The following is a 13,859-nucleotide window of genomic DNA, read 5'->3' on the forward strand; positions in this document are numbered from 1 at the left end:
GCAGCGCGGGTTGGGGGAAATCTGATTATTGAAAATCTCGACTGCGTGCAAGCAGACTACCAATCAGATGATTCATGGACACCAAACGGCGGGCAATCAAATGACAAACGCGGCCATCACGTTGCCAGACACCATAAACTCCCAGCAGACGAGATTGGAGCAAGGCTTGGGATTGCGCCTGGGCCAGTGCTTCGCGCACGATGACATTCACACTGCCGGTTTCATCTTCCAGCGTCACAAATACGGTGCCTTTCGCGGTGCCAGGGCGCTGACGAGTGGTAACCAGCCCACAAGCCCGTGCCAGACGCCGATCCGGGCAGGTTTGATTAAGCTGTTCTGCCGTTGAGAATCGCAAGGGGGCCAACTGTGTGCGTAGCAAGGACACAGGGTGGTGATTGAGGCTCAAGCCCACGGCTTGATAGTCGCTTAATACCTCCAGTCCTGCACTGGCATGCGGTAGGTCCGGAGTGTGATCCGGCGTTTCAGCATGGCTAAGCAATCCTGCCTGGCTGGGACGTCGAGCATCCCAAACGCTGTGGCGACGTTGGCTATAGGCGCTGCGCAAGGCATGGGCCTGTGCCAACGCGTGTTGATCGTGGGCTGATAGCGCCAGTTCTTGGCGCAAACAGGCCAGATTCAGCATACGTTCCGGGTGGTTGTGTCGGTAACTGACGATGGCCTGTGCTCCTTGTTCGCTCAAACCCTTGACCATGTGCAAGCCCAGACGTACCTGACGCGGGCTGCCCGGCTGGGAACACACATGGCTGTCATACCGGCTGTATTGCACATCAACGGGCAAGACCCGCACCCCGTGACGACGCGCGTCCTGGACCAACTGGCTGGGGCCGTAAAAGCCCATGGGTTGGGAGTTCAGCAAGGCAGCCAGAAAGTGATCTGGGTAGCGTGCTTTCAGATAGGCGCTGAACCAGGCCAGTTTGGCGAAGCTGGCCGAGTGACTTTCCGGAAAGCCGTATTCCCCAAAACCGCTGATCTGATCGAACAGGCGCTGAGAAAATTCGGGATCATAGCCTTTGGCGGCCATGCCATCGAGCAACTCCTGTTCAAAAGGCCCCAGGCCGCCACGACGACGCCAGGCCGCCATGGCTCGTCGCAAGGCATCGGCCTTATCGGCCGAGAAACCTGCCGCCTCCATGGCCAGCTCCATGGCCTGTTCCTGAAAAATAGGTACGCCCAAGGTACGTTCCAGCACATGGCGGATTTCGGGGGCGGGGTAGTCGACTTTGTTGTGGTCGCGGCGACGCTCCAGATAAGGATGTACCATGCCACCTTGAATGGGGCCGGGACGCACAATGGCTATTTGCACGACCAAGTCATAAAAGCAGGTGGGTCGCAGACGCGGCAGCATGCTCATTTGGGCGCGGGATTCGATCTGGAATACGCCGATGGTGTCAGCGCGTTGTATCATCCGAAAGGTTTTGGCGCTGTGCAACGGAATGTCCTGCAAGCGAAATGGTTTGCCTTGTTGCTGGCTGATACTGTCCAGACAGCGACGCAAGGCGCTTAACATGCCTAAAGCCAGAATATCGACTTTCAGCAGGCCCAGCACATCCAGATCGTCCTTGTCCCATTGCACAACGCTGCGTCCTGGCATGGCGGCGTTCTGAATGGGCACGAGCCTGTGCAAAGGCGTTTGCGAAATCACAAAGCCGCCTGGATGCTGGGACAGATGGCGAGGGAAACCCATGAGCTGGCGGGTCAAGGACAGCCATTGATGTGCCTGACCGGGCGGGCATTCAGGAAAACGCGCCAGAACTTCATCCTGAATGCGGGTGTCTTTAAGCCAGGCACGGTCGCATTGAATCAAGGCCTCGATCAAGGGGGGAGGAATGCTCAGTGCCTTGCCCGTATCCCGCAAGGCACTACGGCGTCTATAGGTGGTGATGACCGCCGTTAAGGCAGCCCGCTGTCGGCCATATTTACGGTAAATGTATTGAATGACGTCTTCGCGGCGCTGGTGCTCGAAGTCCACATCAATATCGGGTGGTTCCGCTCGTGCCCGGCTGATGAAGCGTGCAAACAAGGTGTGGCTGCTGGCAGGATCGACTTCGGTAATACCCAGGCAATAACACACCGCCGAATTGGCGGCAGAGCCCCGACCCTGGCACAAAATCCCTTGACTGCGCGCGTAGCCGACGATGTCATGCAAGGTCAGGAAGTAGGACTCGTAGCCCAGGTCCGCAATCAGGCTCAGTTCCTCTTCCAGACGAGTACGCAAGCTGTCGCTGATTCCTTTGGGGTAGCGCCTCTGCGCGCCGCGCTCGGTTTCCTGCCGCAGATACTCAATGCCACTGAGACCGGGTGGAACAATCTCAACCGGGTACTCATACTTGATTTCGCTTAAACAGAACTGGCACAGCGCCTGGATGTGCTCGGTGGTTTCGCGCAGCTCGGCGGGGTAGAGATTGGCCAGTTGGAAGCGAGTGCGCAAGTGATGCTCGGCATTGCTGGCCAGGGACCAACCGCATTCTTGCACGGGCGTTTTCAGACGTATGGCGGCCAACGTATCGTGCAAGGGCTGGCGAGAGCGCACATGCATATGAACCCCACCCAAAGCGGCACAGTGCACGCCACACGTTTGCGCCGCCTGCCTGACCGCACGTAAGTGCTGCATATCCTGATCACGCCTGTGCAGACTGACCCCTAAAAACAGGCGGCCAGCAAACAGCTCCAACAGACGCTGTGTTTGACGATGAATGTGTTCGCTATCCAGGCCATACGCTGGCTTGTAGATGAGCAGACAGTCCGGCAAAACCTGTTGTTGGGCACCTTGGCGGGCTTGCTGCAAAAAAGACCAGTCAATGGAGGCCTCCTGCTTCAAGTCCAGCGATTGATGTAGATGTGAGATGAATTGGCAGAGATTACCGTAGCCCTCCTTGTTGCGCGGCAAAATCAGCAGCTCATGGGCCTGGGCATCGTTGCTGGCTCTGGCTTCGGGGTTGGTGCTTTGTGGGTTTGGACTGTCCCACGCACCCGTAAAGCGGAACCGGCTTCCGACCAGCAGGCGGATCTCCGGATGCAGCTTGGCCTGCGCATAGGCGCGTACCACACCGGCCATGGAAGCGTAATCACATAAGGCCAGCGCCTTGTAGCCCAGCTCGGCGGCGCGGGTGATCAGCTCCTCGGGGTGGGATGCCCCATTCAAGAAGCTGTAATTGGACAGGCAGTCCAGCTCTGAGTACAGGAGGTCTATGTGGGGTTTCATCCGAAGACTCCGTGTAGATACCAGGTGTGTTCCTGGCTCAAGTCTCTATAGACCCAGTACAAGCGTCCTTGTGGACATAGCGCAATAAAGTAGTCCCGTTGTTGATGCCCGTCATGACTCCACCAGCCTGTCTGTATCCGCTCCGGGCCTTGAACCAGGCGCAGACGCTGATTATCCAGAAGCGGGGATTGCTGATCGTGTTGTAAAGGCTGCGCCGGTTCCAGCATCCAGCAGGGACGTTGCAAGGCCGGGCTGCTGGCATCGCTAGGATCGCTAGGCTGGCTGCTGGACAAGGGCAGCCATTGATTCGCTTGTTCCGGTAAATAACTGGCCTGCGCGGCAGGCGTCAATATCTGTTCAGCCCCTAGTCTGGCCTGCAAACGTTCCAGAAGTTGTTGATCTTGCTCTTGCCAATGATGCGCATCGGGAAACAGGCTGCTGGCATGGGTTTGGCGCGGGTGCAACTGTTGGGCGTGCAGCACCATGCTTTGCACGGCGGCCTGCAATTGAAGTTGCTGGAACTGTTCTTGCCATACAGGCAGAAAGTCCTGACTGCGCCAGCAGGACCGGGCCATCTGCAACTCCAGGCGGGTGGCGGTGGGATAGTCCTTGTATCGTTCCGTGTGAAGCACCAGTTCCAGGCGTCCACAAGCCAGTTGATATTGCTTCAGCCAGACCTCCAACTGGATCAACAGGCGGTTCAAGGCCCGCAAGACGGTGGGTTTGGTATTGGACGGGGTGTCCATTTCCAGCCGTCGCGTAAATTGTGGGGTGGCATGCACCCATTCCAGTGTCCAGCTTTGTGTGCCGTAGGCTTGGTCCAATCGCAATAAAAGATCGCGCAATCCGCGCTGGGACAGACCATCACGGGGGAGTTGATGTAACTGGCCCAGGGTATGGCAGCCCAGACTATGCAGCCATTGCAACTGGTCGGCAGGTGGAGCCAATAAGTGGATGGGAAGCGGATCCAAGCAGCTTGACAAACGACGCACGCACCGGCGCCGCTTGCGCTCAGACAAAGCCAGCAAGCAGGCGGCGCGCGCAGTCGGCGCCAGGGCCAGACAGGGCTGGGGGATAAGCGTGTGCAAATCAGTCCGAACCTGTTGATACAGACGGCGCAAGCCACCAAACAGCCGGATGCTGGCACGGATATTCAGCACCCATAAATTGGTTTGAATCCGTGCCAGTTGGGGGCTGTAGCGCAGCAAAATAGCTTGGATATCGTCCTGCTGCTCGGGGCTGGCCTCAGGCGTAAGCAGGCTCTGGGGCAGTTGCAGGCACAGGTACATGAGACGGAATGGCCGCTGGCGGCATCAAGGTGTGGTGGGGGGCCAAAGCAATGCTGTTCTTGCAAGGCGGCCCCCGTCGTTTACGGATATGGATATCCAGCCAAGGCTGTCCTTGCTGGTCTTGCCGAGTCTGAAGTTCCAGGCGTAGCAGGGCCGGGCTATTGGCCTGGCTGTGCGCCGGACGCAAACAAAAAAACAGGCTGTCGCTTTGGCTGGCTAATAGCTGCAACTGACGCAAGGCCGCTAAAGGCACATGGGCAGGCAGCCAACTCAACACGGCAGCGCAGTGGCCGTGGCGCAGGGCCTGGGCACTGGCCCACAAGGTGTCGTTCAGGTGTTGGCTGCGTATCCAGATCATTCGGGCGGGCAAGGCGTTGTCCGATGGAGGGTCTTGCCGAGTCGTAGTAGGGATACCGCGCCATCGCTGTTGCATGGGTTGATAGGGCGGGGCCACTAAAACGCGCCAGCGTTCTGCTGGCAGAGTACTCAAGGCCGGTAACAACAAAGACAAGGCACCACTGTCCTGGGGGGCATGCAGTTCGATCAGGCTGCCCACCGGCCAGCCGCCTCCTGGTAATTCGGCATCCAGGGAGTCAAAGCCGCTGGACAGGCAGGCGCCTGCGGCATGCGCATAATGCTTGCCCGTCCAAAGGGAAGGATGAAGGTCTAAAAGGGAACGAAGTGCGCTTGCCATAGAGATACTCCTGATTGCTGTATAAATATACAGTAAATTTGTTTGCCAGCAAACCAGGAGTCTGTTTCACGGCAGAACTTTTATATACTGTGGCCTTCTTGTTTGGCGCTCTCGCATGAATTCTTCCGCTTCCTCCCGTCCAGGCCGTTGCGCTCAATGCCAGCGGCCTTTGGCTCGTTGCTTGTGTGCCTTGATTCCTTCGATAGAAGCGGCGTGCCCTGTGCTGATTTTGCAGCATCACTCCGAAGCGCGGCATGCACTCAATACGGCGCGTCTGGCGTATTTGGGTTTGAGGGGGGCAGAGCTGTGGGTGGGGGAGCAGTTTGAAGAGCTGGGGGCGCGTCTGGCACAGGCGCATCGCCCTGTGTTGTTGTTTCCGGGGCCAGAGGCCAAGGTGGCGGGGGTAACAGGAGCAGAAGAAAAACCGGATTTGATCGTGGTGCCGGATGGCACCTGGCGCAAGGCAAGGCTGATTTTGCACCGCAATCCGGTCTTGCAAACGCTGCCGTATTGGAAGCTGCCTGAAGGGGAGGTGTCACGCTACAGGCTGCGTAAAGCGCCCGACCCTCAGGCCGTGTCCACCTTGGAAGCGATTGTCCGGCTGATGCAGACGCTGGAGCCAAAGCGGGATTTCAGCCCTTTGCTACGACCTTTCGAGCAGTTGATCGAAGAGCAGATCCAGGCCATGGGCCAGGAGACGTATCAGCGTAACTATCTTACTTCCAGGTGAAGTTCAGTTCGCGGGACTGGCCTTCAACAATACTGGCCTGGCGTTCCTGGGTTTGACCCTGATAAGTGGCAAACACCTTGTAATTGCCAGGGGCAAGACGAATCAGACAGTAGGGGCCGTCGATCAGGCTGTTCAGCACCGTTTGGTCGCCACTGTTACGGATGACGAGCTGCACATCGGAAATAAAGCCGACACGCTCGCCTTGATTTGCTGAGAAGTTGACAGACAAGGGGAAGGAGTTGCGCACCATGCGAAACAATTGAGCCTCATCGCTGCCTATTCCGCCGCTAATGTATTCGGTTGATCCGTAGTATTGGCTGGGCGGCAGTTCCTGGGAATGCACGATGGGACTGCTCAATAAGGCCAGCGACATGGCAATGCCAATCAAAGAAAGAGGAGGATTCATGAGATTTCCTTGCTTGAAGTGGAAAGGCGAAGCGGGCCATTAGTGGCTCTGTTGCTGTTATGTGAGGGGGCAGGCAGGCTGTCAGGATGAAAGCTGGGCCATATAAAAGGCCAGTCATGCTGTCGGATGGGTTCAGCGCGCGCATTGAAACTGCGTTCACGCAGCATCCCGTGCCCATGCTGATTGAGTGTAATCACGGTAGTGCAGCGGGTGCCGTACTCGGGGCTGACAATAAATGGGCTGCTTAACAAGCGTTCGTGCTCAAGGCTCAGGCCGGTTTGGGGCAAGTCGGCATCGGCTGCCACTTCTTGATTACGTAAGCCCTGGAACAAGCCTTCTACCGCTTGCGGCGAGCCATCAAAATGCTGCGCCTGCAGGGTTTCTTTCAGGAACAGGCTTTTGGGCCACGGTGTGTTAAGCCAGGCATTGCTCAAAACATGTACACCCGGCTCCAGCCTATGTGGGCTGCTGCTGGGGTGGCGATTGCTGTAATACCCCAGACGTAAGGGCCGTTGCGTGTCAGGCCACTCCAGAACAAAAAGGTTGAAACCTGCGTAGTCAGCCCCTTCCTGGGCCAACTGTTCCAGATACTCGGCGGGGCGACGCTCACCCATCAGAAACGGCGGGATCAGCTCGCCGCGCGAACGTCGCTTGCGGTTGTTGCTGCCCGGCGCTTCGCGGTAATTGGTTAGCAGGGCCAGCCGTCCACCGCTTTGTGTCAGGCCCAGCCAAGTGCCTCCGGCTTGCAGGTCCCGACCCGCCAGAATCTGGGGCTCGTTTTGCCAGGGCTGAGCCGGCTGGCTGGGACGAGCATGATATTCGTCGCGATTGGTCGCAATAATCAGCGGCCAATCTGCATTAACTCCGACGGCGATATAAGCGATGCACATGTGCCGATTGTAGGATGGCTATGCAGGCTTTGGTAGCGGAAGTACCGCCAAGTTCCGCTTTTTTTCTCGGTATTTGAAAGGGCCGTTAAGAGGATGCGTAGTCTTGTGCCAGGCGCACGACAGTAACACCGGGACGAAGTTGGCGTAGTGAGGGCATGACCAAGGTGCAGTGGTCGTAGGGCGTCAGCAAAGGCTGGCCATCGGCTTGCCCAATCGGTGTGCCTGCCTTGGTCAAGGTTTCCAGGCCTTGCCAGTTCTCACTAAAACTGACATGCATTGAAGGAGCGACAATGGCATGGGTAACTTGCAAAATGCGCTGCCGATCGGGTGAGGCTCGACGCCAGTCCGAAGGCAAATCCTCTTCTTCCACAATGTCGGAGGCGATCAGAAAGCGGGCAATCAGGTCCAGTGCGATGGCAGGCGTATCCGGATCACCATGAAAGCCACACTCCAATAGCAAGGAGCGGGTCTCATCGGCATTGGGGTCAGAGAAACGGCCGTAATCGCGCATGCGTACGCCGTCCTTGTGGCCTGTATCCACAATGACATGCTCGGGGGCGCCCAGGGTTTGCGCCAGCTCGATATTGCGCGCCAAGGTGCCGGTCAATAACAAGGGGGCGCTGGGTTCATGCATGGAGTGCAGATCCAGCAACCAGTCAGCTTGCTCCAGCCAAGGCAAGATGGCCCGTGCACGGCGCTGCTCTTGTGTCTGTGTTTGTGACAGCTTCTGATCGCTCCAGACGCGATTCATGTCTTCATCCACGTAGCGGCTGGCGTCGTGCTGCGCAGGGTCAAAGCGATCAAAGGCGTCCAGATTGCAAAAGGCCAGAATCAGTTTGCCGCGACGAGGCTGTAGTCCGCTGGCCAACATGGTTTTCAAGGCCCAGGCGCCGCACAGTTCGTTGCCGTGTATCAGGGCGCTGATCATCACGGTGCGGCCTGCCTTGCCAGAGTCCAGACACCATAGGCCGGGAGTGTCGGTATTACCCCGCCGTTCTTCGTGGATGTCAGGGAAAGAAAGAGAAAATTGCATGGTGAAGACTCCAGCGCCCCAGTTGTCAGCCAGGGCGCGTGTGTTTTACTCGGCCTGCAGTTTGGCCAGCTCGACCAGACGGGCGTATTTGTTGACCTCTTTGGCCTGAAACTCGGCCGCGTTCATGCCGGGGGCGTAGAGCGTAGCCCCATTTGATTGCATCTTCTCTTGCAAAGTGGGGGATTGCAGGCTGCTGTCCAAGGCTTGACGCAAGGTGTGGGTGACGGACTCGGGCAAATCCTTGGGACCATACAGACCAAACCAGACGTTGATATCGACTTTTTCAAAGCCGGGGGTGTCGGACAAAGGAGGAATTTCCGGGGCGGCAGCAGAGGCCTTGGTTTCAGTAATGCCCAAAGGCACAATGGCGCCGGCGCGAGCCTGTTGCAAACCGGAGGACAGCACAAGGTACGCGGTGTCCAGTTGTCCGCTCATCAAATCCGACACCAGTGGAGGGACGCCGCGATAGGGCACGTGCATGGCGGTGGTGCCGGTCGAGGCATTTACCATTTCACCAGCCAGGTGCAAGGTGGTACCGACACCCGAGGAGCCAAAACTGAAGGCCTCCGGTTCGGCAGCGCGCAGCTTTTGGGCATAGTCTGCGGCAGAGCGAATACCCGATTTTTGGGAAGCGGCCAGCAACAAAGGTTGGGACGCAATCATGCCAATAGGCGTGAAGTCCTGTTGTCCGTTGTAACGCACGGCCTTGTTGATCATGCCCGCAATGATCATTTCGTTGGTGGAGCCGAGCAGCAGGGTATAGCCGTCGGCGGCGGCACGCTGTACGCGTTGGGCGCCAATGGTGCCACCCGCACCGCCTGCATTTTCCACGACGACGCTTTGACCCAGGCGGCTGCTGAGTTCCTCGGCCAGCAGACGCGCAGTCAAGTCCACACTGCCGCCGGCAGGGTAACCCACGACCAGCGTCAGGGCGCGCGCAGGATACGTATCAGCATGGCTGATGGAGGCTTGCAGCAGGCTGCAGGCGCCCAGAAGGCCAAGAACCAGACTGCGCTTGGAAAAGGAAAAAGACATGATGTGCTCCCCGTTCGATGGATAGGTCTCCGAGCAGCAGCCAGGGCGGCGCTGCGGGCCTGTATATCCTTAGTTATGAATGGGTATTGTGTTCGTTGTTGCTATGTGTGATGTGCTATTAGGGCACATGCTCGTGCTTTTTCGGTTGGCCGAATGATCAACGACCTTGCTGGGTAAACGTCCAGACAGATTCAGCCAGGTCCGAGAGCGGAGCCCGGGAACGGTACAGGCGCACCTCAAAGGCAATTTCATCGCCTTTGCCGCCCAATTGCACCAGGGTGCCGCGACGACATTCATTGGCAATCATGGACAGGGGTAACCAGGCGACCCCCATGCCTTTCAATACGGAACCCATTGCGGTATCGAGCGAGTCGCAACGCACCGTGCTGACCAGGGGGTAGGGGAAATGGTGCAGCTTGTCACCCAGAATGCGGGCCATGGCCAAGCCGCCGGAATAGGAGATCAAAGGAATACTGCGCCCACTATCGGCATTGAGTTCATACAAAGGCATGCCATTCTTGCGGCGCTGACAGGTAGGCACGAGCTTGTCGGTGGCAATCGTCATGTAGGTGACGTGCTCGGCCAGCAGTTCAATCGACAAGGCGGGGTGCTCATAACAGCACAGAAAGTCGGTTTTGCCTTGGGCCAGCAGCTTGGCCATATCGGCCATCATGCCGGTGCTGATGTCGATGGGGACATGGGCCGACAAAGGGGCGTGGCTGCCTTTTTGCAGACGGCTGACCCAGTCCGTGACCAAGGTGCGCGCCAGACTGCGGCCGGTGGCAATGCGCAAGCTGCCTTGTCCGGTCTGGTCCGAGGCCTGCAATTGCCGACGTACGCGGTTCAACTGCTCCAGCACTTGATTGGCCGTGTTGTAGAACACCTGTCCTTCCGGCGTCAGCGTGATGGGCAGGCTGTTGCGTTTCACCAGAGGCGTTCCTACCCAGGCTTCCAAGGCTCGAATGCGGCGCCCAAATGCCGGATGCGTGACATGGCGCTGTTCTGCGGCCCGAACAAAACTGCCCGCACGAGCCAGGGTGACGAAATCTTCAAGCAGTTTGAGCTGGGGCACGGAGAGCGGTCTTAAAGCATGGCCAGTCCGTTGGACTTTTCAACCAGATTGCGGATCCGTACCGCATCACCAATACGCGAATAACGACCCGTGGAGTTCAGCAGCACAATAGCCACTTCACGATCTTCGATTTTGGTCAGCATGACCAGGCATTCCCCGGCTTCGTTGATAAAGCCGGTTTTGGAAACCTGAATATCCCAGTTGGCGTTTTTCACCAAACGATTGGTGTTGTTAAATACCAGTTGGCGACCACGCACAGGTTGTACTGAGTACTGGTCATTCGTGGTGTATTGCTGAATACGGGCGTGTTGACTGGTGGCGGTCAGCAGTTTGACCAGGTCGCGTGGGCTGGCCACATTGTCGCTGGACAAGCCGGTAGGCTCTACAAAACGGGTGTTGCGCATGCCCAAAGCACGTGCCTTGTCATTCATGGCGCGCACAAACGCAGGCAGGCCGCCAGGGTAACTGCGACCCAAGGCATGGGCAGCCCGATTTTCCGAGGACATCAAGGCCAGGTGCATCATGTCGGCACGGTTCAGTTTGGAGCCAACGCGAAGACGTGAGCTGGAGTGTTTGACGCGGTCTACATCTTCGTCGATGATCTCCAGCATTTCATCCATGGGCAGACCGGATTCCGCCACGACCAGGGCGGTCATCAGCTTGGTGATGGAGGCAATGGGCCGAACAGCGTCACTGTTTTTTTGATACAGCACGGTGGACGACTCCAGATCTTGTACAAAGGCAATCTCCGAACGCAGAGCGGCGTGCTGGATCAGGGCGTCGTGTTTGAGGGCATTGAGTGCGCGGCGGCTATCGTTTTCGCTGTAGCTGATGGGTTGCAGGTTTTTTTCAAAAACCAGATGCGGCACCTTGTAGCTGATGGCCGTGCTGGCGTCATTCAATGCGGATGAATCGGTCAGCGCCAGTGTTTGCGCGAAAGACGACATCGAAAAAGGCGCTAACAATAAAGCGCATAATGCAGGTCGAATGAGTTTTTTTGTTCTGGCTTGAGGCATTTTTCAGTTCCCGGTAGGCGAGAAACAGAAGGGCGAATAGAATTTATGCACTTATGCTACCAGAAAAAATCTTCTTTATATTAGTATCTTACGACCCAAAGTTAAAAAAAATTTAAGATGTCTGTGCCGTATCATTAAGAAACTTATTTTATCTGTATAAAAAAACAGTCTATGCCTTTGTTGAGATTCCAAAATAATCAAAATCCTGTTTTTATAAACAGTTTTTTGAAACTTTGTCTTGTTTTTTTAATCGTGGGGAATACGCCTGCAATGGGGCACAGGGCATCGTTAGCGTGGGATGGGGAGCAACTTAGCGATCCCATCACAACCAGTTCCCCGCGTACTCAGCAACGCTTTATGCCTCCAGAGTCCATACGCTCGCAGGCCCGTGCGCTTGGCAAGGTGGAGGTCAGCTACGACCATAACGGCCGGGCCATCCTGAAAAGTCGCCTGTGTGTGCAAGGCGGGACCTGTGTGGATATGAACGGTTCGGTATTAAGTACGCGTGCTTTTGCCGGCCAGGATGCGCGTCATGGCTTTGTGCTGGAGCATGAGGTCTGGAGTTGGGCAGGGAGCACCGAGGCAGTTCGGGTGCGAGCATCGATTCGGGTGAACTACCAGCGTTAGCCCGATATGCTGGGGCCGCTGTCGTATAAACGATTTAATTCTGTTTGTATTTGATCTACCTCAAAGTGCAGGTCTAAAGAAACCAGCGGTACTGCCGATATGTAGTCCTGATGCCCATCGGGCCATAACCAGGACTTGTGCATGAACCCCTCTACTTTGATCGGCATCGTCGCCAGCGTGCTGCTGTTTGCCGTGATCTTGTTTTTTACGGCAGAAAACCCCGCCTTGTTTGTGGACCTGCCCAGCTTGGCCGTGGTGCTGGTGGGTACCTTGGCTGCGACGTTTATCAGCTATCCCTTAAGCGAAGTGGTCCGTATCTTTGGACTGATCGGAACCGTGCTGCGTAACGAGCGTCTGTACACCCAACAGGATATGGATGAGCTGATCAATATTTCCCGCCTGTGGATGATGGGGGATATTCGCGCCGTTGAAGAGGCGCTGGAAAAAGTAGCCAACCCGTTCTTGAAAACCGGTGTTCAACTGGTCATTGACCGGGCCCCCCAAGAAGACATTGAAGACCTTTTGCAATGGCGCATCAGCCGTTTGCGCGCCCGTGAGCATGCAGAGGCTCAACTGTTTCGTTTGATGGCCAGTTTTGCACCCGCCTTCGGGATGGTGGGGACGCTGATTGGCCTGGTTAATTTGATGTTCTTGCTGGGCGATGGCGACATTACCTCGATCGGTCAGCAAATGGCCTTGGCCTTGATGACGACGTTCTACGGCGTGCTGCTGTCCAATCTGGTCTTCAAGCCCGTGGCTGTCAAGCTGGAGCGTCGTACCGAACAGCGCGTGGTTTTGATGAACATGATCATGCAAGGTGTGTCCATGATGAGCCAGCGTCGTGGCCCGGCCCTGATGCGTGAGACGCTGAACTCCTTCATGGCTCAGTATCAGGATGAGATCAATGACCGGGGCGACCGCGACGATGACGCAGACCCGGCTCCGGAACGAGGCTGACCCCATGGGAAACATGGAGCAGGACCTGACCTTGGGCGAGCTTGCTGACCGCCAGAAAGCCTTGCAAAAAGAACTGGAGCACGCTCGCGGAGCCAAGATTGAACAGCAACTGGCCAGCAATCTGGGTAGTCGCCGTCGCACTCGCCCCTGGAATGATCCGGGGCTGGCGGTACCGGAGGAAGAGGAGGCCTGGCTGACGACTTATCTGGACATGATGACTTTGTTGCTGGTCTTGATGATTGTGATGCTGTCCTTTGCGGGTAAGCGGGTTCAAACGGCGGCGCAGGGACAAGGCCAAGGGGGGGCGACGGTTGTCGCTCAAGCAGGCAAGGACGGGGCTGGCGTGCTGCCCGCAGGTGCAGGCCTGTTTCCAGAGTCTGGCTTGGGGGAGAGGCAAGGCAAAGGCAATCATGGTCTGGATCTGGATGGTTTGGGCGACAATATTGATGTGGTCATGAACGATCAGTCTGTGAGCTTTCGCATCAATAGCGAGATTCTGTTCAACTCGGGCGGTGCGGATCTAGGGCTGGAAGGCTTGACGGTCTTGCGTCAATTAGCGGCTGTATTGCAAAAATCCACCCATCCGATTGTGATTGAAGGCCATACGGATTCGGTGCCCATTCGCAGCTACCGCTATCCGTCCAACTGGGAGCTGTCCGGTGCGCGTGCGGGCAGTGTGGTGCGGTATATGGAAGCCAATGGTATTGACAGTCAGCGTCTGAGCGCAGTCGGTTATGCTGATACCCGCCCTTTGGGGGACAATGCAACCCAGCAGGGGCGTGCAACGAATCGACGGGTTGAAATCATTGTGCAGACCCCTCAGGCACAAGCGCAAACCCCCGTTCAATAAGCCTTTACAACAAAACCCCGGTTTGCAACCGACAAAC

13 protein-coding genes are annotated in these 13,859 nt (G+C 56.9%); 4 read left to right on the forward strand and 9 right to left on the reverse strand.

Annotated features, from left to right (window positions below):
* Nucleotides 1–25: 25 nt before the first annotated feature.
* Genes ACDI13_RS17340 through imuA form a run of 3 tightly spaced genes read right to left on the reverse strand, consistent with a single transcriptional unit; the run spans nt 26 to nt 5,206 of the window.
* Nucleotides 26–3,223: an error-prone DNA polymerase gene (locus ACDI13_RS17340; RefSeq protein ID WP_316990082.1), complete on the reverse strand. Its 3,198-nt coding sequence runs from the start codon at nt 3,221–3,223 to the stop codon at nt 26–28.
* Nucleotides 3,220–4,512 (reverse strand): DNA polymerase Y family protein, encoded by a 1,293-nt coding sequence (locus tag ACDI13_RS17345; RefSeq protein ID WP_316990083.1) that lies wholly within the window; start codon nt 4,510–4,512, stop codon nt 3,220–3,222. Before ACDI13_RS17345 ends, ACDI13_RS17340 begins: the two co-directional genes overlap by 4 nt.
* Nucleotides 4,469–5,206 carry a translesion DNA synthesis-associated protein ImuA gene (gene imuA, locus ACDI13_RS17350; protein WP_316990084.1) on the reverse strand — a complete coding sequence of 246 codons (738 nt, stop codon included), beginning with the start codon at nt 5,204–5,206 and terminating at the stop codon, nt 4,469–4,471. The genes ACDI13_RS17345 and imuA overlap by 44 nt, the downstream gene beginning before the upstream one ends.
* 115 nt (nt 5,207–5,321) lie before the next feature.
* On the opposite strand from imuA, the gene ACDI13_RS17355 reads away from it, so the two are divergent.
* A complete protein-coding gene (locus ACDI13_RS17355; protein WP_316990085.1) occupies nt 5,322–5,936 on the forward strand; it encodes a DTW domain-containing protein in 615 nt (204 codons plus the stop codon).
* On the opposite strand, the gene ACDI13_RS17360 is transcribed toward ACDI13_RS17355, so the two are convergent.
* From ACDI13_RS17360 to pbpG, 6 genes are all read right to left on the reverse strand, one after another.
* Nucleotides 5,923–6,342, reverse strand: a complete 420-nt coding sequence (locus tag ACDI13_RS17360) for a carboxypeptidase-like regulatory domain-containing protein (protein ID WP_316990086.1) — start codon at nt 6,340–6,342, stop codon at nt 5,923–5,925. The genes ACDI13_RS17355 and ACDI13_RS17360 overlap by 14 nt on opposite strands.
* A complete protein-coding gene (locus tag ACDI13_RS17365) occupies nt 6,339–7,232 on the reverse strand; it encodes an NRDE family protein (protein WP_316990087.1) in 894 nt (297 codons plus the stop codon). The genes ACDI13_RS17360 and ACDI13_RS17365 overlap by 4 nt, the downstream gene beginning before the upstream one ends.
* An 85-nt stretch (nt 7,233–7,317) precedes the next feature.
* Nucleotides 7,318–8,265 (reverse strand): succinylglutamate desuccinylase/aspartoacylase family protein, encoded by a 948-nt coding sequence (locus ACDI13_RS17370; RefSeq protein WP_316990088.1) that lies wholly within the window; start codon nt 8,263–8,265, stop codon nt 7,318–7,320.
* A 45-nt stretch (nt 8,266–8,310) separates the two neighbouring features.
* A complete protein-coding gene (locus tag ACDI13_RS17375) occupies nt 8,311–9,300 on the reverse strand; it encodes a tripartite tricarboxylate transporter substrate binding protein (protein WP_316990089.1) in 990 nt (329 codons plus the stop codon).
* A gap of 157 nt (nt 9,301–9,457) precedes the next feature.
* Complete coding sequence (locus ACDI13_RS17380) at nt 9,458–10,372, reverse strand: LysR family transcriptional regulator (protein ID WP_316990090.1); 915 nt, start codon at nt 10,370–10,372, stop codon at nt 9,458–9,460.
* Nucleotides 10,373–10,383: 11 nt separating this feature from the next.
* Complete coding sequence (gene pbpG / locus ACDI13_RS17385) at nt 10,384–11,388, reverse strand: D-alanyl-D-alanine endopeptidase (RefSeq protein WP_316990091.1); 1,005 nt, start codon at nt 11,386–11,388, stop codon at nt 10,384–10,386.
* Between the two features lie 357 nt (nt 11,389–11,745).
* On the opposite strand from pbpG, the gene ACDI13_RS17390 reads away from it, so the two are divergent.
* From ACDI13_RS17390 to ACDI13_RS17400, 3 genes are all read left to right on the forward strand, one after another.
* Nucleotides 11,746–12,015: a flagellar protein FlhE gene (locus ACDI13_RS17390; RefSeq protein ID WP_316990092.1), complete on the forward strand. Its 270-nt coding sequence runs from the start codon at nt 11,746–11,748 to the stop codon at nt 12,013–12,015.
* A 141-nt stretch (nt 12,016–12,156) separates the two neighbouring features.
* Nucleotides 12,157–12,972, forward strand: coding sequence for a MotA/TolQ/ExbB proton channel family protein (locus ACDI13_RS17395; protein WP_316990093.1), 816 nt, complete (start codon nt 12,157–12,159; stop codon nt 12,970–12,972).
* A 4-nt stretch (nt 12,973–12,976) separates the two neighbouring features.
* On the forward strand, nt 12,977–13,822 hold the full coding sequence (locus ACDI13_RS17400) for an OmpA family protein (RefSeq protein ID WP_316990094.1): 846 nt from the start codon (nt 12,977–12,979) through the stop codon (nt 13,820–13,822).
* The last annotated feature ends 37 nt before the right edge of the window (nt 13,823–13,859 follow it).

It is taken from the genome of Alcaligenes faecalis (assembly GCF_041521385.1).
GTDB lineage: Bacteria > Pseudomonadota > Gammaproteobacteria > Burkholderiales > Burkholderiaceae_B > Alcaligenes > Alcaligenes faecalis_E.

Excerpts from the sequence above, each read along its gene's own strand:
- ACDI13_RS17340 (WP_316990082.1), bottom strand. The coding sequence starts at position 3,223 with ATGAAACCCCACATAGACCTCCTGTACTCAGAGCTGGACTGCCTGTCC.
- ACDI13_RS17345 (WP_316990083.1), bottom strand. The coding sequence starts at position 4,512 with ATGTACCTGTGCCTGCAACTGCCCCAGAGCCTGCTTACGCCTGAGGCC.
- imuA (WP_316990084.1), bottom strand. The coding sequence starts at position 5,206 with ATGGCAAGCGCACTTCGTTCCCTTTTAGACCTTCATCCTTCCCTTTGG.
- ACDI13_RS17355 (WP_316990085.1), top strand. The coding sequence starts at position 5,322 with ATGAATTCTTCCGCTTCCTCCCGTCCAGGCCGTTGCGCTCAATGCCAG.
- ACDI13_RS17360 (WP_316990086.1), bottom strand. The coding sequence starts at position 6,342 with ATGAATCCTCCTCTTTCTTTGATTGGCATTGCCATGTCGCTGGCCTTA.
- ACDI13_RS17365 (WP_316990087.1), bottom strand. The coding sequence starts at position 7,232 with ATGTGCATCGCTTATATCGCCGTCGGAGTTAATGCAGATTGGCCGCTG.
- ACDI13_RS17370 (WP_316990088.1), bottom strand. The coding sequence starts at position 8,265 with ATGCAATTTTCTCTTTCTTTCCCTGACATCCACGAAGAACGGCGGGGT.
- ACDI13_RS17375 (WP_316990089.1), bottom strand. The coding sequence starts at position 9,300 with ATGTCTTTTTCCTTTTCCAAGCGCAGTCTGGTTCTTGGCCTTCTGGGC.
- pbpG (WP_316990091.1), bottom strand. The coding sequence starts at position 11,388 with ATGCCTCAAGCCAGAACAAAAAAACTCATTCGACCTGCATTATGCGCT.
- ACDI13_RS17390 (WP_316990092.1), top strand. The coding sequence starts at position 11,746 with ATGCCTCCAGAGTCCATACGCTCGCAGGCCCGTGCGCTTGGCAAGGTG.
- ACDI13_RS17395 (WP_316990093.1), top strand. The coding sequence starts at position 12,157 with ATGAACCCCTCTACTTTGATCGGCATCGTCGCCAGCGTGCTGCTGTTT.
- ACDI13_RS17400 (WP_316990094.1), top strand. The coding sequence starts at position 12,977 with ATGGGAAACATGGAGCAGGACCTGACCTTGGGCGAGCTTGCTGACCGC.